19 protein-coding genes are annotated in these 19,780 nt (G+C 47.4%); 14 read left to right on the top strand and 5 right to left on the bottom strand.

Annotated elements, in window-relative coordinates; translation table 11 throughout:
• Positions 1 to 64 precede the first annotated feature (64 nt).
• From HP399_RS20020 to HP399_RS19980, 9 genes are all read left to right on the top strand, one after another.
• A complete protein-coding gene (locus tag HP399_RS20020) occupies positions 65 to 2,482 on the top strand; it encodes a bifunctional diguanylate cyclase/phosphodiesterase (protein WP_173620845.1) in 2,418 nt (805 codons plus the stop codon).
• 145 nt (positions 2,483 to 2,627) lie between these two features.
• Positions 2,628 to 2,771 carry a hypothetical protein gene (locus HP399_RS20015; protein WP_173620844.1) on the top strand — a complete coding sequence of 48 codons (144 nt, stop codon included), beginning with the start codon at positions 2,628 to 2,630 and terminating at the stop codon, positions 2,769 to 2,771.
• A gap of 4 nt (positions 2,772 to 2,775) precedes the next feature.
• Positions 2,776 to 4,308 (top strand): amino acid permease, encoded by a 1,533-nt coding sequence (locus HP399_RS20010; protein ID WP_173620843.1) that lies wholly within the window; start codon positions 2,776 to 2,778, stop codon positions 4,306 to 4,308.
• Positions 4,309 to 4,466: 158 nt separating this feature from the next.
• The gene (locus tag HP399_RS20005; RefSeq protein ID WP_173620842.1) at positions 4,467 to 4,937 is read left to right on the top strand and encodes a hypothetical protein; all 471 of its coding nucleotides are present in this window, start codon (positions 4,467 to 4,469) and stop codon (positions 4,935 to 4,937) included.
• A 277-nt stretch (positions 4,938 to 5,214) separates the two neighbouring features.
• Positions 5,215 to 6,390, top strand: coding sequence for an amidohydrolase (locus HP399_RS20000; protein ID WP_017247829.1), 1,176 nt, complete (start codon positions 5,215 to 5,217; stop codon positions 6,388 to 6,390).
• A gap of 27 nt (positions 6,391 to 6,417) precedes the next feature.
• The gene (locus HP399_RS19995) at positions 6,418 to 7,248 is read left to right on the top strand and encodes a DUF3100 domain-containing protein (protein ID WP_173620841.1); all 831 of its coding nucleotides are present in this window, start codon (positions 6,418 to 6,420) and stop codon (positions 7,246 to 7,248) included.
• On the top strand, positions 7,245 to 7,682 hold the full coding sequence (locus tag HP399_RS19990) for a hypothetical protein (RefSeq protein ID WP_048032367.1): 438 nt from the start codon (positions 7,245 to 7,247) through the stop codon (positions 7,680 to 7,682). Before HP399_RS19995 ends, HP399_RS19990 begins: the two co-directional genes overlap by 4 nt.
• Before the next feature lie 93 nt (positions 7,683 to 7,775).
• Positions 7,776 to 8,564: an ABC transporter ATP-binding protein gene (locus tag HP399_RS19985; protein ID WP_173620840.1), complete on the top strand. Its 789-nt coding sequence runs from the start codon at positions 7,776 to 7,778 to the stop codon at positions 8,562 to 8,564.
• Between the two features lie 99 nt (positions 8,565 to 8,663).
• Complete coding sequence (locus HP399_RS19980; RefSeq protein ID WP_173620839.1) at positions 8,664 to 9,353, top strand: MBL fold metallo-hydrolase; 690 nt, start codon at positions 8,664 to 8,666, stop codon at positions 9,351 to 9,353.
• 52 nt (positions 9,354 to 9,405) lie between these two features.
• Here the strand turns inward: HP399_RS19980 and HP399_RS19975 are convergent, their stop codons facing one another.
• From HP399_RS19975 to HP399_RS19965, 3 genes are all read right to left on the bottom strand, one after another.
• A complete protein-coding gene (locus HP399_RS19975; RefSeq protein ID WP_228088295.1) occupies positions 9,406 to 10,053 on the bottom strand; it encodes a SurA N-terminal domain-containing protein in 648 nt (215 codons plus the stop codon).
• Positions 10,054 to 10,161: 108 nt separating this feature from the next.
• The gene (locus HP399_RS19970) at positions 10,162 to 10,848 is read right to left on the bottom strand and encodes a tetratricopeptide repeat protein (RefSeq protein WP_048032371.1); all 687 of its coding nucleotides are present in this window, start codon (positions 10,846 to 10,848) and stop codon (positions 10,162 to 10,164) included.
• Positions 10,849 to 10,928: 80 nt separating this feature from the next.
• Complete coding sequence (locus HP399_RS19965; RefSeq protein ID WP_173620837.1) at positions 10,929 to 12,887, bottom strand: beta-propeller domain-containing protein; 1,959 nt, start codon at positions 12,885 to 12,887, stop codon at positions 10,929 to 10,931.
• A gap of 182 nt (positions 12,888 to 13,069) precedes the next feature.
• Between HP399_RS19965 and HP399_RS19960 the strand changes: the two genes are divergently transcribed.
• The 5 genes from HP399_RS19960 (at position 13,070) to HP399_RS19940 (ending at position 18,365) form a co-directional block, all read left to right on the top strand.
• On the top strand, positions 13,070 to 14,605 hold the full coding sequence (locus HP399_RS19960; protein ID WP_173620836.1) for a fumarate hydratase: 1,536 nt from the start codon (positions 13,070 to 13,072) through the stop codon (positions 14,603 to 14,605).
• A gap of 164 nt (positions 14,606 to 14,769) precedes the next feature.
• The gene (locus tag HP399_RS19955) at positions 14,770 to 15,990 is read left to right on the top strand and encodes a metal-dependent hydrolase family protein (RefSeq protein ID WP_173620835.1); all 1,221 of its coding nucleotides are present in this window, start codon (positions 14,770 to 14,772) and stop codon (positions 15,988 to 15,990) included.
• A gap of 150 nt (positions 15,991 to 16,140) precedes the next feature.
• Positions 16,141 to 16,482: a LysM peptidoglycan-binding domain-containing protein gene (locus HP399_RS19950; protein ID WP_173620834.1), complete on the top strand. Its 342-nt coding sequence runs from the start codon at positions 16,141 to 16,143 to the stop codon at positions 16,480 to 16,482.
• A gap of 102 nt (positions 16,483 to 16,584) precedes the next feature.
• Complete coding sequence (locus HP399_RS19945) at positions 16,585 to 16,773, top strand: hypothetical protein (RefSeq protein WP_007724315.1); 189 nt, start codon at positions 16,585 to 16,587, stop codon at positions 16,771 to 16,773.
• A gap of 182 nt (positions 16,774 to 16,955) precedes the next feature.
• Positions 16,956 to 18,365: an MDR family MFS transporter gene (locus HP399_RS19940; RefSeq protein ID WP_173620833.1), complete on the top strand. Its 1,410-nt coding sequence runs from the start codon at positions 16,956 to 16,958 to the stop codon at positions 18,363 to 18,365.
• Positions 18,366 to 18,367: 2 nt separating this feature from the next.
• Here HP399_RS19940 and HP399_RS19935 read toward each other — a convergent pair whose 3' ends face one another.
• Both HP399_RS19935 and yfkAB read right to left on the bottom strand, forming a co-directional pair.
• On the bottom strand, positions 18,368 to 18,622 hold the full coding sequence (locus HP399_RS19935) for an alpha/beta-type small acid-soluble spore protein (protein WP_173620832.1): 255 nt from the start codon (positions 18,620 to 18,622) through the stop codon (positions 18,368 to 18,370).
• 31 nt (positions 18,623 to 18,653) lie between these two features.
• A complete protein-coding gene (yfkAB, locus tag HP399_RS19930; RefSeq protein ID WP_173620831.1) occupies positions 18,654 to 19,769 on the bottom strand; it encodes a radical SAM/CxCxxxxC motif protein YfkAB in 1,116 nt (371 codons plus the stop codon).
• Between the last annotated feature and the right edge of the window lie 11 nt (positions 19,770 to 19,780).

Raw genomic sequence — 19,780 nt, 5'->3', positions numbered from 1 at the left:
ATCCCTAAAAGTGCGGACGTTCCTTGTGAGTAGACATCGGTAGAGGTTTTTGAAGGAGAATGCAATGAATAGTCTTGACCAATCCTATAGTATGACTCTGGTTTTTCTCTCCTATTTTATTTCAGCAATGGCGTCATACACAGCATTAGATCTAGGCGCACGTCTCCATTATGCAAAAGGCAGGGGACGTGTGTTTTGGTTATGTGCTGGAGCCGTCTCCATGGGGCTTGGTATTTGGGCTATGCATTTTGTTGCCATGCTTGCTTTGCATCTGCCGATTGCCGTCCAGTATGATAACCTGATTGTATTTTTCTCGATTGTTTTGGCGGTTTTATCATCAGCGATCACATTATGGATTGTGAGCGAGCAGTCCATGTCCAAAACGAGGGTAGTAACAGGATCAGTTGTCATTGGGTCTGGTATCGCCGGAATGCATTATACAGGGATGGCGGCGATGATGATGAACGCCATTATTCTGTACGATTGGCGATGGTTTACCGTATCCATTTTTGTTGCCATCCTGGTTTCGATGGTAGCGTTGATTTTTACGTTTCAATTGCGTTCGGTGGACCCAGTAGAAGGTCTCTGGCGTAAAATTTTTGCAGGGCTGTTGATGGGGGCAGCCATTACCGGTATGCATTACACTGGTATGTACGCCACCACATTCATCGCTCACGAGCACATGACAATCGCAGTGATCTCACATGATGATTCGGGGCTGATTGCTACCATGATTGGCATTGTCATCGTGTTGATTCTGGTCGTTACATTGGCTTCTGTATACGTGGACAAGCAATTCGCAGGGAAGACCTTGCGCGTGCTAGAAAGTGATCAACGCTATAAATCGCTATTTGAGCACAATTATGACGGGGTGATCTTTTACTCGATCGATGGTAGCCAAAGCGTCATGAATCCTGCGGCGATGCGATTGACAAAGGAGCAGAGCTTGCCACTCGAAAAATTAATGACGATGTGTGCTGCAACAGATGCCGAGCTCATATCGACACATTTTGCTAATGCAGTGCAAGGTCAGGCGCGTAACTACGAGATTACCTTGACCACGTGCGAGGGTCATCAGCTTCATCTGAATATGACCCATACCCCCGTATTTGTCGATCAGCAGATTACGGGCGTATTTGTGATTGTGAGAGACATTACCAATAAGAAAGAATACGAGGCAAAAATCAATTATCTCGCTTTCCACGATTCGTTGACTGGTTTGCCGAATCGCCGTTTTGTTGAACAGCAACTGGATCAGGTGATCATGGAGGCACAAAAAACGGATCAGCAAGTATACGTGTTGTTTCTGGATCTTGACCATTTCAAGCTGGTAAACGATTCCTTGGGGCATGATTTTGGTGACCTGTTACTCCAGGAAGCCTCCTTGCGATTGCAGGATTGTGTGGGTGAAAGAGGAACGGTGAGCAGGCTTGGCGGAGACGAATTCATGGTGATTCTTACGGATGTCACGGAAAAAGAAGTATCTTCCATGGCGAATGAAATCAACCAAAGGATTGAACAGGCATTTTTTATCCATGGGCACGAGCTGTACATAACGACGAGTATCGGGATTTCTCGATATCCAGAGGATGGGCAAGACAGAAGTGTCTTGATGCGTAACGCAGATGCGGCGATGTATGCAGCCAAAGACAAAGGGAAGAACAGTTTCCACCTGTATGTACCGAATCTGGAGCAAGCAGTGAATGACAAAATGAAGATTCAAAATGAATTGAATCGCGCTTTGGCCAGGCAAGAATTTTTATTGCATTACCAGCCACAGGTAAGTGCCAAATCAGGCGCAATCGTTGGTGTAGAAGCGTTGATTCGTTGGGACCATCCTGAACGAGGCTTGCTTTTGCCAGACCAGTTCATCTCTGTAGCAGAAGAAACCGGATTGATCGTACCGATTGGAGAATGGGTGCTGCGAACGGCCTGCAAACAGAACAAGCAATGGCAAGAACAGGGACTCATGCCGCTTCGAGTAGCCGTTAATCTATCTGCGCGGCAATTCCTCAAACAAGACTTTACCCTGATGGTCGCTGAGATTCTGCACCAGACAGGGCTAGCACCGGAATACTTGGAGCTGGAAATCACAGAAAGCAGCATGATCGACGTCCAACGCGCCACACAGGCACTTAAGGAACTGAAGCAATTAGGGGTGCACGTTGCGATTGATGATTTTGGAACGGGCTACAGTTCTCTCTACTATCTGAAAGAATTTCCGTTAAATCGTTTGAAAATAGATCGCTCGTTTGTGCGCGACCTGATCGAACAGCCTTCCAATCAGGCCATCGTGTCCACGATTATTTCCATGGCGCATCATTTGCAACTGCATGTGATTGCGGAAGGGGTCGAGACGAAGGAAGAGCTTGCGTTTTTGCAAGAGCATCTGTGTGAAGAAGTGCAAGGCTATTTATTCAGCAGACCGTTACCGAGTGAAGACGTAGCGCTTTATTTGCAAGCCCAAAAAGGCGCGAGTTAAACAAGAGGAGCAGCTCACATGAGTTGCTCTTTTGTTTTGCATCGGCCAGCCAAATGAGGTGGTATAGCTGTCAAATTGTCACGTAAAATGTACTATTCCTGCGAACTTGTCAAGGAATTGCATCTAGGACGAAAGGAGGGAGAGTATGCTGGCTCTAGGTGTCGTCTTATTGCTGTTTACCATTGGAGTTGCGATTGCCATTGGGTATCGGGCAAACGAAAGCGTCCGGCAATTTGATGAAAGCGCGCATGAGAGCTTTATCGGTTCCCAAGCAGAGAGGGAGGGATAACGAAATGCAGCAGGAAAAAGAACAGCAATTGCTCGAGGACAAGAGAGACCTGAACAAGTTTGGTTATGCGCAGGAATTACTGAGGGATATGGGTGGCTTTTCGAACTTTGCGATCTCATTTTCGATTATATCTATTTTGACAGGTGCAGTATCCTTGTACGGGCACGGATTACTGTATGGCGGTTCTGGCATGATGGGCTTCGGATGGACCTTGGTAGCGTTATTCGTCATCCTGATTGCAGCATCGATGTCTGAACTTGCATCTGCAATCCCTACAGCCGGAGCGTTGTATCACTGGGCAGCAATATTAGGTAGCAAACGGTGGGGCTGGTACACAGCGTGGATCAATCTCATCGGCCAAATCGGGATTGTCGCAGGCATTGACTATTCGTTCTCTTTGTTTGCGGACCCGCTGCTCGCGAGTGCGTTTGGTTATACCTCAACAGAAACGACGACGTTAATCCTGTTCGGGATCACACTCCTTTTGCACGGTACATTTAACCACATTGGAATTCGACTCGTTGCCCGGTTAAATGACTTCTCCGCTTGGTACCATATTGGCGTCGTCGTCATACTCGTCGGCAGCCTCGTCTTTTTCTCCCGTCATGATTTGCAACCACTTGATTACCTCTTTCAGGTCGGTCAAACTTTTTCAGACAAACCGTACGCGATTGCTTTTTTAATTGGGTTGTTACAAGCGCAGTGGACGTTTACTGGCTATGATGCATCGGCACATACGATTGAAGAAACGATTAACCCGCGGGTTCGTGCTGCTTGGGGGATTTATACGTCTGTGGCCTTTTCCTTTATTTTTGGATTCATCATGCTTGCTTTTGTCACCTTATCCATCAAAAACGCAGCGGCTGCGAGTGAAGCGGAAAATGCATTTATTTATGTGATTAGCGAGGCATTAGGCGGCACATTTGGTTCGGTCGTGCTGTGGCTGGTTACCTTTGCGATGTGGTTCTGTGGCTTGGCGTCCATTACTTCCTTTTCGCGAATGCTGTATGCATTTTCACGTGACAAAGGAATGCCGTGGAGCCACCAGTGGGCAGCAATATCGACCAAGTACAGAACGCCGGCAAAAGCAATTTGGCTGGTTATCATTCTTTCTTTTGCGCTTGCCTTGTTCGATTACATCGTGAAAAGCATCAATCCGAACACGACGTATACGACCTTGGCATTTCTTACTGCGGTTAGTGTCGTTGGGCTTTATGTCGCCTACGGGATTCCGTTGTACCTCAAGCTCCGGGCGGAATCGCGAGGACTTTTTCAGCGGAAGCATTACGGTCCCTGGCATTTGGGGAACTGGAGTAAACCCATTAATGTGTTGAGCTTGATTTGGATCATTTTCATCTCGATTATGATGGTGATTCCACCCAATCAGACAGCTGGGTACGCCTTGATAGCCATGTTTTTGGTGCTTCTGATCATGGATTTGGCTTATTACAGGAAGCATTTCAAGGGCCCGCAAGCTGCGCTGGGCAATTCGGAGGAAGACATTAAGCGTCAGGAAGCGAAATTTCGGGACTCCTAATGGAAAAGAAGTTCCGTTTCACGGAAAGTGAAGAGCCTCCCTTATGTCAGTATGGGCATAGGGGCTTTTTTTCGTTGAAGGCGGTTTTGCATAACGAATGGCAGAGGACGAAAAGCTATCAGTAGGAAGGAAATAGCAATACATATGGGAGGAACGCGATGAAAAGAATGAGATGGATGTTGCTTGCGATGGGAATCGCGCTGATGGCTCAAGCAATGACGAGTTTGGTTCCACAGGTGAGTGGGTATGACGGATATGACGGATATGCGCGTGAAGGAAATTCCTCGAATCGGTATGAAGTCGCGGGTATTACAAATGCAGGCGCATTTGAAGCCTTTTTTGGAAAACTTCAAGAAGCGGTCAAAAAAAATGACAAGACAGAAGTAGCCAAGCATATCAGGTATCCACTGCGTGTGAACAAAGACGGAAAAAGTCATTTTATCCGAGATGAGCAGCAATTTTTGGAAGAGTATGATCGAGTCATCACGGAGAAGGTAAAGGAAGCTTTTTTACAGCAAAAGGTAACGGATACGTTTGTCAATGATCAAGGAGTGATGGTAGGGAATGGAGAAATGTGGCTGGGGCAATTTTCGAATCGCTTTGTCGTTTTTGCAGTAAATGTAGAATAGGGACAAGGGCTTTTCTCTAGAAAAGCTCCCAATCTAGCAGCATAAATGTTTTTATTGTTCCAAATAGTATATTTTACATGGACATTATCGATGGAAAATTCTAAAATAACAAATAAATAAACAGCTACAGATGTAGATTCGACAGTTTTGTCCTTGTGGAATGGACATTTGTTATTTTCATCGTTCCGTGATAGAATTCACAAAACGATATTTTTTTTAGTTAAACTTAACTGACTCGGAAAATGTTGAGGAAAAAAGCAGAAAAAGGAGTGATTGTGTGAGTTTGGAAACGAAGAAATGGGCGGATGAAGTAGCTGAGCAGGTAGTCTCATGGCGACGATATCTCCATCAGCATCCAGAATTGTCTTTTGAAGAGGAGAAGACGTCTCAATTTATTTACGAAACGTTGGAATCTTTCGGGAATTTGGAGCTTTCGCGGCCAACCAAAACGAGTGTGGTCGCTCGACTGATCGGATCACAGCCAGGAAAAGTTCTTGGCATTCGCGCTGATATTGATGCTCTCCCCATCCATGAAGAAAATGATGTGCCATATGCATCAGGAAAAGCTGGCGTGATGCACGCGTGCGGACATGACGGTCATACAGCGATGCTGTTGGGAGCCGCAAAAATTTTGTCCCAGTACAAGGATCAAATCAAAGGTGAGGTTCGTTTCTTCTTCCAGCATGCCGAGGAGCTGCCGCCGGGTGGGGCTGCTGAAATCGTAAGAGCTGGTGCAGCGGACGGACTGGATTCGATTATCGGCATTCATTTGGCATCGTACATGCCTGTCGGGAAATTTGGCGTACTGTACGGGGCACTTACTTCATCGACAGATCGCTTCGATATCAAGATTCAAGGAAAAGGCGGGCACTCCTCGCAACCAGAAGCATCGGTTGACCCGATCGTCATTGGGGCACAGGTTATTACTGGCCTACAACAAATTGTATCCCGCAACGTCAGTGCGTTGGACAAGGTCGTTATTTCGGTGACGATGCTGAATGCAGGGACAGCTTATAACATCATTCCAGATTCGATGACACTGACGGGCTCCACGCGCTGCTTCGATGCGGAGATTCGCAAAAATATTCCAATGTGGATTGAACGAATTGTTAAAGGAATTACGGAAGCGCATGGCGCAAGTTATGAATTGACGTTCTCGCATGGCTACACATCGGTTGTCAACGACAAGCAGGTGACCAAGCTGATGGAGGATACGATCCGCGAGCGTTGGGGAGAAGAAGAGATTATTTACATTGATCCTTTGATGCCAGGTGAAGATTTCTCTGAGTATTTGAAAAAAGCTCCAGGCTGTTTTATTCAATTGGGCGCTGGCAATCCAGACAAAGGCTTTACGTATCCGCACCATCATCCACGCTTTGATTTTGATGAGGATGCAATGGTACGCGGCGTGGAATTGTTTGTTCGAGCAGCTCAAAAAGTCGTCATGGAGTAGAGCGAGATAGAATGAGGGGGATGTTGTATGGCAGAGGCACGCGTCAATGAGTACAAGCTGCATTTTCTCGTACTGATTCTCGTCGCATTGACAGAATTTATCGGGACAAAGAAAATCAGTATTGGCATCGGGGTTATCGCTCTGTTTCCGATGCTCTACGCGCTCGTTTTAGGTGGGGCAATTAGCTGGCCTAAGTTTAAATTTTTGAGTGAAAAAGAAATGAACGTCGCAGCCAATATTTTGGGTGTTTCGTTTTTGATCTTTATTGCGAAGCTGGGAGCCAATATCGGTCCTGAGCTGCCTAAGCTGCTCGGTTCTGGTGTATCCTTGATCGTCCAAGAGATGGGACACATTGTAGGGACAATCGCATTTGGTCTACCAATCGCATTGTGGCTAGGTCTGAAGCGTGAAGCAATTGGGGCTACTTATTCTCTCGACCGTGAGCCAAACTTGGCAATCATTGTTGATAAGTTTGGAGCAAACTCTGCCGAAGCTCGCGGCGCGCTGGGTGTATATATTTGCGGAACCTTGTTTGGTGCCATTTATATGTCGATTCTTGCAAGTATTTTAGGAAGCAGCGGGGTGTTTCACCCGATTTCTCTGGCGATGGGAGCCGCAGTTGGTTCCGGTAGCATGATGGCAGCAGCAACAGGCTCATTGGCTGTTATTTTCCCAGAAGCGCAAAAAGACATTGCCTTTTATTCCGGAGCGGCAAACTTGATGATGAGTATCGTCGGAACGTACGTATGTATCTTCTTCTCCTTGCCGGTCACACAAAAGCTGTACGCATGGCTTGAGCCTATCATTGGACGCAAAGGCGCTTCTTCTGCAGCAGAAGGGGGGAGAAAAAGCGCATGAATCAGATCTTGACGATTTTTATCATTGGCTTCATTGCTCTCATTGGTAACTGGATCGGTTATAAAGTACCATTCATGGAATCTTTGCCAGGTATTTTGCTCTTGGCGGTCATTACGTTGATCGGAATGGGCTTCACTCGCATTCTTCCGTTCAAATCTCCCGTCATTGTATGGATCTCTTTGTTTGCGATGCTTGCGACCTCCCCGTTTTTTCCAGGGAACGAATATACGGCTGCTGCGATTGCCAAGATCAATCTGCTTGCATTGGCCACGCCGATTCTCGCGTATGCAGGTCTGTCACTCGGAAAAGACGTTCATCTATTCAAACAGCTTAGCTGGCGTATCGTAGTCGTGTCTCTCGTCGTCTTTACAGGTACGTTCCTATTCGCTACGTTGTTTGCGGAGATTGTATTCAAGATTCAAGGCAAATTTTAACGAAACTGTTTTTGTGTTAGGGCCTCCGTGTGCTTCCATATGCCATGGAGGTTCTTTTCACATACAACTGTGAGAGTCAGGAGTGGAGAAAGCATGATCATTGATGTGAGAAAGGTTACCTGGCAAAGAGATGAAACAACCATTTTGCGAGACATTGCCTGGCAAGTGCAAGACAGGGAGCATTGGTGTTTAGTCGGTTTAAACGGCTCTGGTAAAACCAGTCTGTTGAATATCATTTGTGGTTATGTGTGGCCGACAAAGGGGGAGGTCAGTGTATTAGGTAATCTTTACGGAACAGTCGACTTACGCGAGGTGCGTAAATCAATCGGCTGGGTAAGCACGGCGTTGATGGCACAGCTTCACGAGCATGAAACCGCACTCCGTGTCGTCTTGAGTGGACGGGAGGCAACCATCGGCTTGTATTCCGTTCCAGAGGAGGCGGACGTAGAGAAAGCGTCGGACTTACTCGATACATTTGGATGCCGTGCATTGAAAAACAGACGTTTTGCCGCTTTATCGCAAGGGGAGAGACAAAAAGTGCTGATTGCTCGTGCATTGATGGCTTCCCCTCAGTTACTCATCCTAGACGAGCCTTGCACTGGACTGGACTTGCTTTCAAGAGAACAGCTGTTGGCCATGATTGAACAAATCGCCAAACAGCCAAACGGGCCCACTCTTCTTTATGTCACCCATCACATTGAAGAAATTTTGCCTTGCTTCACGCATACCTTGCTGCTAAAAGCGGGGGAAGTAGACCAGGTTGGAAAAACAGATGAGGTCTTAACGGCTGAGCGTCTGACAAGCTTTTTCGGTGTACCTGTTCATATTCAACGCTCGCAAGGAAGATCTTGGGTAAGCTTAGGCGAAGAGGCGACTGTTTGATCGTGTAGGATAAGTTTGGGCACGAGTCAGCACGGTTGTGCAGGATTGTGTATAATAGCAATAAGAAATGGTATCTGGGAGGAGAGGAGAGATGGAGGCATGAACAATGTGATTGCACCAATCACAGACTCCACCTGGGCGATCATCACCTATGAGGAAGCGTGGAATAGCTACGTGAACAGCTATGTGATCAAACAAGGGAATGCCTTTGTATTGATTGATTCTCACCAGCGTAAGCAACGCTCATTTTTTCAACAGGCGTTGGAAGAGATCGGGGTCAAGCCAGAGCGAACGGAATATGTCTACTTCACTCATCGACATGCTGATCATATTGGAAATGCCGATATGTTCCCTTCTCGAAACAATTGGATTCACCTCGAAGATTATTACGAACTGGACGATTTTTCACAGACGCTATTCGGCCATACGTTTACAGGGAGTGGGGGAGATCTGCCTTCACTGCGTTTCCGACAGCTTTCTTTTCATACAGAAGGCTCAGTTGCCTTCTTTGATCCCCAGTCGAAAATATGCTTTGTCGGCGATCATTTGTGCTTTGAAAACACAGAACTCGGCCAAATCGTTGGCGGAGAAGTGGACTGTCGGACAGCTTATCAAGAACACTTGAAGCAATGGGTAGCACGTGAACCGGAGCGAGCGGTGGAGTTTACGGAGGGCTTGGAGATTTTGCAGGATTGGCCCATTGAGTATTTAGCGACTGGTCATGGCCCCATTCTTCAAGGCGAAATTAAGGTGTTTCTGCAAGAGTTGATTGCGATTGCCCGTTCGTAACGAAAAAAGACTTGTGTGCCGCGTACTGCCGGCTTGCACAAGTCTTTTTGCATTACTTGCTGGAAGTTGTTGTTTCTTCTTCTTCCACTTCTTTTTCTTTTTCTAAATCTTTATCGAGGATTTGAACGTTGTGTTTTTTATACAATTCATCGATCCATTTATCCATATTATTTCGTTTGTTTCTGGTTTTTACTTTTTCGATCACTTTCGGGCGAGCTTCTTCAAATGTTCCCTCGAACTTATCTTTGTTTTTCTCATAGTATTCTTTAATTTGTTCTTCAGTGATCGGATTAGCCTTCTCGAACAGCTTGTCCCGCAGCATGACAGCACGCACGCCCTCACGGAGCTCTTGCTCAGTCATTTGCTTATCATCCAAATACTGTTGGAATCGCTCTGGTGATCCCATTTTTTCTTTAACTGGGTTCACGCGCGCATCGAGTTCTTGATCAGTTACAGTGACTCCTTGTGCAGCGCCTTCCTGCTTGTACAGCTCCAAGGTGATGATATCAGCCATGACACGCTTACCAGCATCTTTTTTCAACTTGTCGTACATTTGTTCTTGAGTGATCGTCACATTACCTATTTTGGCAACAGGGTTATCCGCAGAGAAAGCAGAATCTTTTCCAGGTGTACAGCCCGCTACAGCGAGACCGAGTACAAGTGCTGAGGCAGCAAGTATAGATACATTGAATTTTTTCATGAAAAATACCTCACTTTCTTGATAGTAATACGACTGTGTATAGAGCAGCGTTACGGAGACCGGAAAATAAAAACCGCACACATAAAGCAATGTGCGGTCGTCAATCGATTAGCTGGCTTGTGTAGAGGCTTTTTTCCACTCTTCCAAGCGTTTTTCCAGTACGGTGTGATTCAGATGCAAAAGACTGGCTGATTTGTCCATCAATTGCTTCAGATGGGAGAGGGCTCGCTCGTAATTTCCTTTGGCAGCTTCAATCTCTGCCAAGCAGAAGAGCTTCCAGTCTTTTGCCGATCGTTTGCTTGCGATCAGCTGGTAAGCTTCTATCGCACTCTCTACTTCACCCAGGCGGGCGTGCGAGCATGCAATAAGAGCTAAGGAATCAGTCATTCCTTGATCACGCTGGTAAATACGAAACGCCACTTCCAATGATTCGTTGTATCGTTCAGATGAATAGTAAACGATCGCCAGGTTGTAAAACAAGTAGTGAATCATCGCTTGATTGAATAACGTTGGTCGTTCTTTGCAAACGTTGATTCCTTGAACGATATATTTTTCGGCCATTTCATAATTGCCAAGCATGATCTCATGGGTTGATTTATCCAGCATAGCGACAGCACGGGAACGGTTCTTCCGATAGGAAGCCTCCAGCCAGCGCAATCGAATATTCAAACGTCGTTTGAAAAGATTGGCCATGTACTGAAAGCGGAAGGGCCAGTGCAGGCGAATAAACATAACCAGCAGCACAGCCGCAATCCCTGCCAGCGTTGATGTCAAATTAAAACTCAAATACTCCACGTAGTGACACCCTCTCTATTTACGCTGCATCTATTACCCCATCTTAGCACAGAACCTGTCCGCATGACAGAGCATTACCGCTATTTCGTCAATGGCAAGATATTCTCTTTTTGGGGGGAAGAGAGTTGCTGCGTTTTGAGATAATCGTCGGAAACGGTATAGAGCGTGTCGCCAATCGTGAGTATCCGTTTAATATTACTGGAGCTGTCGTACCAGCCTTCGCCTGCTTTCGCGACATCTTCCTTCGACAGATGGGTGATCTGATCTGTCAGTTGAAAACCTTTTTTCAGATCGAGCTGATAAACATAGGCACCTTGGAAAGTAAAGTGGCCGTACTCGCGCATATCGTTTTTGGCTTTTTGTTCAGCCGTACGTTCGTGAACGGATACAGGGAAGGCTAGCAGATTTTTTTCTTTGGAGAACAGCAGAGCCTTGTGATTGCGCAACAGCTCGGAGTCCGTTCCTCTGTCCCCGATAACAGTCTTGAACTTTTCCTTCGGTTTGGTTACATCACTGACGTCAAAGAGGGCAATTTTCATCCCTTGGTAGTACGCCCAGTCTTTATCTGATTCTGCTTCTTTGCCAAAACCGATGATATGGTTTTCATCATACGGGTGTAAATAGTCGCTGTAACCTGGAATTTTGAGGGCACCTAGTACGCTTGGAGCAGAAGGCTTCTTCAGATCGAGAACGAACAGCGGGTCGACTTTTTTGAAGGTGACCATGTAGGCACGATCTCCCATGAAACGGACAGAGTAAATGCGTTCTCCTGGAGCGATGCCTTCCAGCTTGCCAAATACCTCGAGTTTGTTGTCCAGAACATACAAGTTGTTTTTTGACGTAAGCTCATCGTCTCGCCACATGTCACCGCTCGTGGTGGCAATTCGGAAATAACCGTCGTTTTCATCCATGGAAAACTGGTTCAGAATGCGTCCAGGCACCGACCCTTTTCCTGTATACCGAATGTCTCCCTTGTTCATGGCAAAACGGTAAATGGTTGTATCTGACTCAATGGGAGGTGCAATCAAAGGAGTTGTCACTCCTTTTTGCTTAACGGCTACTGGCTGGGCATTGTTCTGGGTGACGGCTACATACAGATTTTTGGTGGATGCATAGATGTTCTCGCCAGCACCAAGATACGTATTCAGTGACATCTTTTGTTTCGCGTCATCCAGATTCACGCCAGCGACGATCAAATACTCTGGACGAAAGTGATCCGGGAAGTAACGAATCTCGCTGTACGGAATGGTTTGGTATTGGTTATGATGGGCGCTGTCTTTATACGTTGGACCTGGCACTTCTGTTTTCTCTTGCATGATACGATACGTATCCATGTAATGGTTGGCTGTCACGTACAAGCTCGCGCCGATTTTGCGGGACGACATGTACTGGCCTTCCAGCTCCAATTGACGAATGAGCCGAGGTTGTTTTTTGTCCGTAATATCGTAGATCATGGTTTTCACGGACTGCATGCCTTGAAAACGGGGGATGCCTCTTTTGGAAGCAGGACCAGGAGGATAGGAGATCGTCTCATCCGCTTGCCCGATTACGATGAGTCTGCGTTCGTCTACATACATTTCTTGCGGTACGAATTTTCCATTGTCATAGCTGATACGGCTTGCGACCTTCATCTCGGTGGCTGGATACGCTTTGATGATGCGCACTTCATTTTGCGTGGATTGATAAAGATAAGTGCCGTCTGATTTTACGATATCTGCTTCATCGACGCCCTGCACTTGTGTGTTCGTTGTGGAAAAATCACCGCGAACAGCGCCGCTAGATGTGTCCGCTACTTTATTGGCTGTGCTGGGTGCTGCTACTGGCATAGCGGTACTCGTTTCCATGGTGGCGTAATGATAGCTGTCCAGGTCTGATGATTGGATGAGCTTTTTTAGCCCCGCATAGGAACCGACTACTGGCAACTCTTCTGTAGATGCGGCTTGAACGGTTGGCTCCGCGATTGTACCCGTCGTGAACAGGAAGGGTATAGCGGCCACCACCGTTACGGATGCGAGAAGCCCGGTAAATGTTCTTTTCATTTTGATCCCCCTCATATCTGCTTCTTGCCAAAATTTGTTGTCGGTAATAAGACGACGCACGTTTACGGAATGTTTCACACACTCTTTGGGCAGCAATCTACGGACAGGTGGGGGAGCGTGTGCTATAATAATAGGCGGTTTATGCTACCATTTACACCACTACGTCAAAAGGGGCGTCATAGATGGAAAACTTGAAGCAAAGCATTCTGGAACTGATCACGGATACTTCTACGAATCTACCACCAGATGTGCGTCGTGCCGTCAATGCAGCTAAAGTGAACGAGGATCTTGGCACTCGTGCAGCGCTGTCTTTGTCTACGATTGCGCAAAACGTCGTCATGGCAGAAGAAAATGTTTCTCCGATCTGTCAAGATACAGGTATGCCTACATTCGAAGTGAAAACTCCGGTTGGAGTCAACCAACTGATCATTAAACAAGCAATCAAAGAAATGATTGCAGAAGCAACCAAAACAGGTAAGCTTCGTTCCAACTCTGTAGATTCCTTGACGGGTGCAAACACAGGGGACAACCTCGGACCAGGTACTCCTGTCATTCACTTCGAGCAATGGGAAGAGAATGAAATCGAAATCAAGCTGATTCTCAAAGGCGGCGGCTGTGAGAACAAGAACATCCAATACTCCCTGCCCTGTGAGCTCGAAGGCCTGGGCAAAGTGGGCCGCAACCTGGATGGCATTCGCAAGTGCATTCTGCACGCGGTATACCAAGCGCAAGGACAAGGCTGTAGTGCCGGCTTCATCGGCGTAGGAATCGGTGGCGATCGCACTTCCGGTTATGCACTGGCGAAGCATCAATTGTTCCGCAAAGTGGACGATGTCAATCCAATTGCTGATCTGGCTGCATTAGAAGACTACATCATGGAAACAGCAAACCAACTCGGAATCGGAACCATGGGCTTTGGCGGAAACGCTACCCTCTTGGGCTGTAAAATCGGCGTGGAAAACCGCCTGCCAGCGAGCTTCTTCGTATCCGTTGCATACAACTGCTGGGCATTCCGCCGTCAAGGTGTTCGCCTGAACCCGGAGACTGGCGAAATCCTTCGTTATCTGTATAAAGATGAAGAAGTGGCGATGGACTTGACGCCAGTAGCAGCTTCGGACGAAACAGACGATGAACCTCGTGAAGTGGTTCTTCAAGCGCCGATCACGGAAGAACAAATCCGCAGCCTGAAAGTGGGCGATGTGGTTATCATCAACGGCGAAATGCACACAGGACGCGACGCGCTGCATAGCTACCTGATGGATCATGACTGTCCAGTGGACATGAATGGTGGCATCATCTACCATTGCGGTCCAGTAATGCTGAAGGATCAAGAGGGCGAATGGCATGTAAAAGCGGCTGGTCCGACTACCTCCATTCGTGAGGAGCCGTACCAAGGCGAAATCATCAAGAAATTCGGAATCCGTGCCGTTATCGGAAAAGGCGGAATGGGTGCGAAAACACTGAAAGCATTGAATGAGCATGGCGCTGTTTACCTCAATGCAATTGGTGGGGCAGCTCAATACTATGCACGCTGCATCAAAAAAGTAAACGGTGTTGACTTCATGGAATTCGGTATTCCAGAAGCAATGTGGCACTTGCAAGTGAACGGCTTCGCGGCTATCGTAACGATGGATGCGCACGGCAACAGCTTGCATGCGGATGTCGAGAAAACGTCCGCTGAGAAACTGGCTCAATTTGCTGCACCTGTATTTAAATAAGGTATAAAGGGAAAACCTCTGGCGCACTTATGTGTGGCCGGAGGTTTTTTATTTTTTACGAGGCAAAGAAACAGGGAGGAAAAGGTTGGATGCATGATGAACTTTCGAGGGACTAACTAGGATTGCGGACAGATGGTTTTTCATTTTTGACAGGGGGGACAGGAATGAAATGGTTGATTGCTGATCGCGTCATTATCGGAGATGGAGAGCATGTAATCGAACAAGGCGCTGTTGGGATTGATGAGCGAGGAAAGATTGTAGCAATAGGGAAAGAATCGGAGCTTACGGATTCCATTTCGGAGGGAGAGGTAAAGCGGTACACTGGATGCTCCATTTTACCAGGCTTGATCGATTTACATGTTCATATCGGGTATTGGTGGAGCAAACCAGACTCGGCTGAGTATCGCAACAACGATGGACTCGTGGCTTTACTTGCGACAGCGAACTTGAAAGAGGCACTTTCCTTGGGGGTCACGACGATTCGCGATGTAGCAGCACCGGATGGATTGTGCAGTACGCTGAAGATGGCAGCCAAGAACAAGTTCATTGTTTCCCCTCGTCTTTTTCAGGTAAACCAAGGGATCATTATGACCGGGGGGCACGGTTGGCAATTAGAGGGTGCCCTGCGAGAAGCAAATGGTCCGTGGGACGTGCGGACAGCTGTGCGTGAACAAGTGAGAGCGGGAGCGGACTGGATCAAGCTCATGACGAGCCATCGTACACCAACGCCGGAGTTCACACAAGAGGAGCTGGATGCGGCGGTTGATGAATCGCATCGCTTGGGACGGAAATGCTGTGTCCATGCCTCGACCCAACCTGCGATCCAGATGGCGATTGATGCGGGATTTGATACGATCGAGCACGCAACATTTATGACCGTCGAACAGGCAGAACAGATGAAAGAAAAAGGACTGGTATGGGTACCGACCATGATCACCTTTTTCCAGATTGCTGATTATTACAAGCATATTTGGAATGAGCAGCAACAGGCGAATCAAGGCATATTGAGCGAAGGGCTTATTGAGCAGGGAGCCTTTTTCATCGAATCGGAAAAGGCGTACCGGGAGAACTTCGTACAATTGATGAATACAGGCGTAAAGATCGCTACGGGTACGGATATCGTATTGGAAGGCTATCCGATTACCCCTGTGGCAGAAGAGATCAAGCTGATGGTGGAGCTGGGGATGGAGCCAATTCGTGCGATCCAGGCTGCTACTCAAAACGCTGCTGAGGTGCTGGATCAAGGAGGTAAGATCGGTACGTTAGCGTCGGGTTATTTTGCAGATTTGCTTGTGGTAAAAGGGGATCCATTACAAGAGATAGAGGTATTGAAGCAAGTGGAAGAAGTGTTTCTTGATGGTGTGACTGTCTATTCAAAGGGGTGATGGGGCTGAGCCTTGCTCATTCAGGTTTGTAACGGCGTTTGTACTGGGTGTTTGACTATTCTTTGCCAAAATGGGTATTCGTTTATTGCGCGTGTATCAAGGCGGGCATAGGTTAATAACGAATGATCACAGATAAAAGGAGTGAGATTCGTGAACTATGTAGTCCGTGCCGGAGATACGCTGAACAGCATTGCGTCTCGTTTTGGTGTATCCGTTCAGGAATTGATCCGAGTGAATAATATCGCCTATCCTTACTACATTTACGTCGGTCAAAATTTGTACATCCCGACCACAGCGACACCAGCACCTGGAGCGGAAGTCGATCGGCGCTTGGATCGTCTGGAAAGGCGAGTAGATGCGTTGCGAGAAGATTTTCGCAGACTGGATAACCGCGTAGATCGATTGGAAAACCGTGTCACTCGATTGGAGCGAGCCATTACGCCAACACCCCCTCCTCGCCCGCGTCCACCTGGTACACCCCGTCCAAGCTAAGACGTTGGGATAGAGAAGTTGAATATTTTTCCACACATCGCTATTTCCTCTTCGCCTGATCCTGCATAAAGTGATACGAGAGGATTAAGAGGAGGTGCGGCCATGCTAGGGTTAAATGGAAAAAACGTCCGACACCATTTCATGGGCGTCTATGGAAAAGTGGTGCAGATTCGGGAACTGGTGGATGTGATCGACCAAGTTTTTGACTCTGTAAACAAAGTGGGCGACATAGGAAAGGCGATGCTTGGACCTCGTAAGGCAAGTGCGAAAAAGCTCGACAAGCTGAGATGAATGGCAAAACAAGAAAACCGCGTCCATAATGGAGGCGGTTTTTATTTATGATTCATTCGTGGTTCTTAGGGGCAGACTCTATCATCAGAATAAATCATCAGAAAGAAAAAGTCTACTCTTTTTCTAAAAATTCCCTTATATTTTTGGAGCTGTTATCAACTGACTTCAAAAAGGGGAGTGGGATGGAGATGGAAAAGGAAAAGCGCCGCGTAGGCTTGGTTACGGGTGGAGTGCTGATGGGGCTAATCTTGTCATCGTTGGATCAGACGATTGTATCAACAGCCATGCCGACAATTACCAAAGAGCTGGGAGGTCTATCTCTTTATAGCTGGGTGTTCGCCATTTATATGCTTACAGCGACCACGAGCATGCCCATCTATGGGAAAATGGCGGACTTGTTTGGACCAAGAAAAATGTATGTGATCGGTTTGTTTCTGTTTCTCGTGGGATCTCTCCTGTGCGGCATGGCGAATTCCATGACGAGTCTTATTGTAGCGAGAGGAGTTCAAGGGTTGGGCGCTGGGGCATTAATGCCGGTTGCATTCATCATTGTGGGTGAACTGTATCCACCCGAAAAGAGAGGCAAATTTCAAGGCCTTTTCGGAGCTGTTTTTGCCATGACGAGTATACTCGGTCCCTCGTTGGGAGGAATTCTCGTGGAGCATCTGCCGTGGGGATGGATCTTCTTTATAAACCTTCCTATCGGTATCGTTGCTTTATTTATTATTGCTCTAGCCTTTCGTGATCAGCGACAATACGATAAGAAGCCAGTGATTGATTGGTATGGGGCGACTAGCTTGAGTGCATCCATCATTCTCATCCTGCTGTCCCCTGTTATGGAGGGGAGGGAATACAAGATCGGATTAGGGGGAGCTGGTATTTTCCTTCTCGGTTGGTTCATCTGGATTGAAACCAAAGCAAAGGAGCCCCTGCTTCCGCTTTCCCTATTTCGCATTCCGGCCATCGGATATGGCAATCTCGTGGGATTCTTTGTGAGTGCCGCTTTGTTTGGTGCCATCGCATATATCCCTCTGTTCGTTCAAGGGGTACGCGGTGCGAGTCCCTCAGAAGCTGGATGCCTTTTAGTTCCTCTCATGCTGTCCGCAGCGATTTCTTCGACGGTTGGGGGGAGATGGATGGCAAAAGCTTCATTTCGGGCGATTCTGATTCCTAGTTTAATCATCATGGCGACTGGCTTTTTCCTTCTGAGCACGATTGATGGAGAGACAACCAACACACAGCTCGTCAGCTACATGATTGTCACAGGTCTAGGCATGGGGGCAATCTATCCGGCACTCGGTACAGCAGCACACAGCGCTGTAAAACCGCAAGATCGGGGCGTTGCTATGTCGACATCGCAATTGTTTCGTTCCATTGGGGGGACGATTGGTATTAGTGTGTTTGGGACCATTGTAGAAGGGCGGATGCGGGGAGGAATGGTGTTTAGTGAAGCTATGCACGGCGTCTTTATCACTGGATTGATTCTGATTGGAATCAGTTTGATAGCCAGTGTCCTACTCGGCAATACTCGATTGCTCGACAAAGAACCCCGCCATTCGCATACATCAAATAGCGGGGTTCCCAAACAATAGAATCACGGTTTTTTATTCATACTTTCCATTGCCATCCGAACCATCTCTCTGACCATACTGCCGCCCAAGCGTCCTCCGATTCGGCCAGCATCGTGAGAGGTTAACTGTCCATTGTAGCCGGGCTGCAATGGTACATGAATTTCTTCTGCGACCTCGAATTTGGCCTGCGCGGGATCAGCAACGTGTGCAACCTGCGCTTTTAGGGCGTCCAGTCCTTTTCTCGCCTCGGGGACGAGAGGGCGTTTGCGTCTGCTCATGGTAGATCACCTCACGCCCTAGTGTGCCCAATTAGACGAGTGCTTTGCGCAGAGTAAAATCAGTCTCCTGATAGTAAGTATTAGCAACGAGCAGGTTTGGTCCTGCACATCCAGCAGCGGGGCAGAAGCAATTGATTTTCTGATTCAGCGTGTGTTCCTGCCATTTTTCAAACATCGACTGGAGCTGATCGGTTTGAATATTGCCCAATGGCTCTACATCACCGAAATCGGTCACGATGACATCGCCTGTGAAAATGTTGATGTTAAGACGATTGCGACCATCTGGGTCATTGCGAGTCGTCACATTTTTCGCAGAGCGCAGTCTGCTGATCAATTCCCTGTCTGCTGCTTCAGGACTACAAGCGAAAAACGGAAGCGTCCCGAAAAGCATCCACAAATCTTCATTGCGTACATCGAGCATCCGATGAATGGCTTGACGGAGCTCATCGAGTGAAAGTACATCCAGATCACGGGCAAAATCACTCGCGTACATCGGGTGTACCTCATGTCGCTTGCTTCCCATCTCCTGAATCTGACGGTGGAGCGTATCGAGCTTTGTCCATGTACGATGATTCAGCATCGTTTCGGCTGAGACAAATACACCAGCTTCTGAGAGCTTGCGAACATTTTCCATCATCTCTTGAAACTGTGCTTCCGCTCTTTTGATTGAAACCGGCTGCCGTGCTTTTGCGTAAACAATATCATGGAATTCTTCGGGGGTAGACCAGTTCCATGAAATATGCATGACGTCGATGTAAGGCAGGATCAACTCATACCGAGAAAACGGCATGGACATGTTGGAGTTGATTTGCGTCCGCAGCCCACGATCTGCTGCATATTGTAGAATAGGCGCGATCACAGTTTTCACGGTGCGCTCGCTGTACATAGGTTCTCCGCCTGTTATACTGATAGTAAGCAGATCTTTTGCTTCATCGAGACGACGGAGTATGAGATCAACAGGGAGAGCGGGATCGTCTTTGTATCGCAATGTATCACCAACCGCGCAATGCTCACAGCGGAGATTGCACAGATTCGTTACAGTAAACTCGACGCTGGTAAGTTTATAGGCGGGGGGTGTAGCATTGAACAACGGCTCCCATGGATCGTGTAAAGGTGTTAGTGGTGTAGTTGGAACCATGCGGATCAATTGTGGAAACC

Origin of the sequence: Brevibacillus sp. DP1.3A (genome assembly GCF_013284245.2) — a bacterium.
In the GTDB taxonomy this organism is placed as follows: domain Bacteria; phylum Bacillota; class Bacilli; order Brevibacillales; family Brevibacillaceae; genus Brevibacillus.
This window is presented reverse-complemented; position numbering and strand designations above follow the sequence as displayed.

Excerpts from the sequence above, each read along its gene's own strand:
- HP399_RS20020 (WP_173620845.1), top strand. The coding sequence starts at position 65 with ATGAATAGTCTTGACCAATCCTATAGTATGACTCTGGTTTTTCTCTCC.
- HP399_RS20015 (WP_173620844.1), top strand. The coding sequence starts at position 2,628 with ATGCTGGCTCTAGGTGTCGTCTTATTGCTGTTTACCATTGGAGTTGCG.
- HP399_RS20010 (WP_173620843.1), top strand. The coding sequence starts at position 2,776 with ATGCAGCAGGAAAAAGAACAGCAATTGCTCGAGGACAAGAGAGACCTG.
- HP399_RS20005 (WP_173620842.1), top strand. The coding sequence starts at position 4,467 with ATGAAAAGAATGAGATGGATGTTGCTTGCGATGGGAATCGCGCTGATG.
- HP399_RS19995 (WP_173620841.1), top strand. The coding sequence starts at position 6,418 with ATGGCAGAGGCACGCGTCAATGAGTACAAGCTGCATTTTCTCGTACTG.
- HP399_RS19990 (WP_048032367.1), top strand. The coding sequence starts at position 7,245 with ATGAATCAGATCTTGACGATTTTTATCATTGGCTTCATTGCTCTCATT.
- HP399_RS19985 (WP_173620840.1), top strand. The coding sequence starts at position 7,776 with ATGATCATTGATGTGAGAAAGGTTACCTGGCAAAGAGATGAAACAACC.
- HP399_RS19980 (WP_173620839.1), top strand. The coding sequence starts at position 8,664 with ATGAACAATGTGATTGCACCAATCACAGACTCCACCTGGGCGATCATC.
- HP399_RS19975 (WP_228088295.1), bottom strand. The coding sequence starts at position 10,053 with ATGAAAAAATTCAATGTATCTATACTTGCTGCCTCAGCACTTGTACTC.
- HP399_RS19965 (WP_173620837.1), bottom strand. The coding sequence starts at position 12,887 with ATGAAAAGAACATTTACCGGGCTTCTCGCATCCGTAACGGTGGTGGCC.
- HP399_RS19960 (WP_173620836.1), top strand. The coding sequence starts at position 13,070 with ATGGAAAACTTGAAGCAAAGCATTCTGGAACTGATCACGGATACTTCT.
- HP399_RS19955 (WP_173620835.1), top strand. The coding sequence starts at position 14,770 with ATGAAATGGTTGATTGCTGATCGCGTCATTATCGGAGATGGAGAGCAT.
- HP399_RS19945 (WP_007724315.1), top strand. The coding sequence starts at position 16,585 with ATGCTAGGGTTAAATGGAAAAAACGTCCGACACCATTTCATGGGCGTC.
- HP399_RS19940 (WP_173620833.1), top strand. The coding sequence starts at position 16,956 with ATGGAGATGGAAAAGGAAAAGCGCCGCGTAGGCTTGGTTACGGGTGGA.
- HP399_RS19935 (WP_173620832.1), bottom strand. The coding sequence starts at position 18,622 with ATGAGCAGACGCAAACGCCCTCTCGTCCCCGAGGCGAGAAAAGGACTG.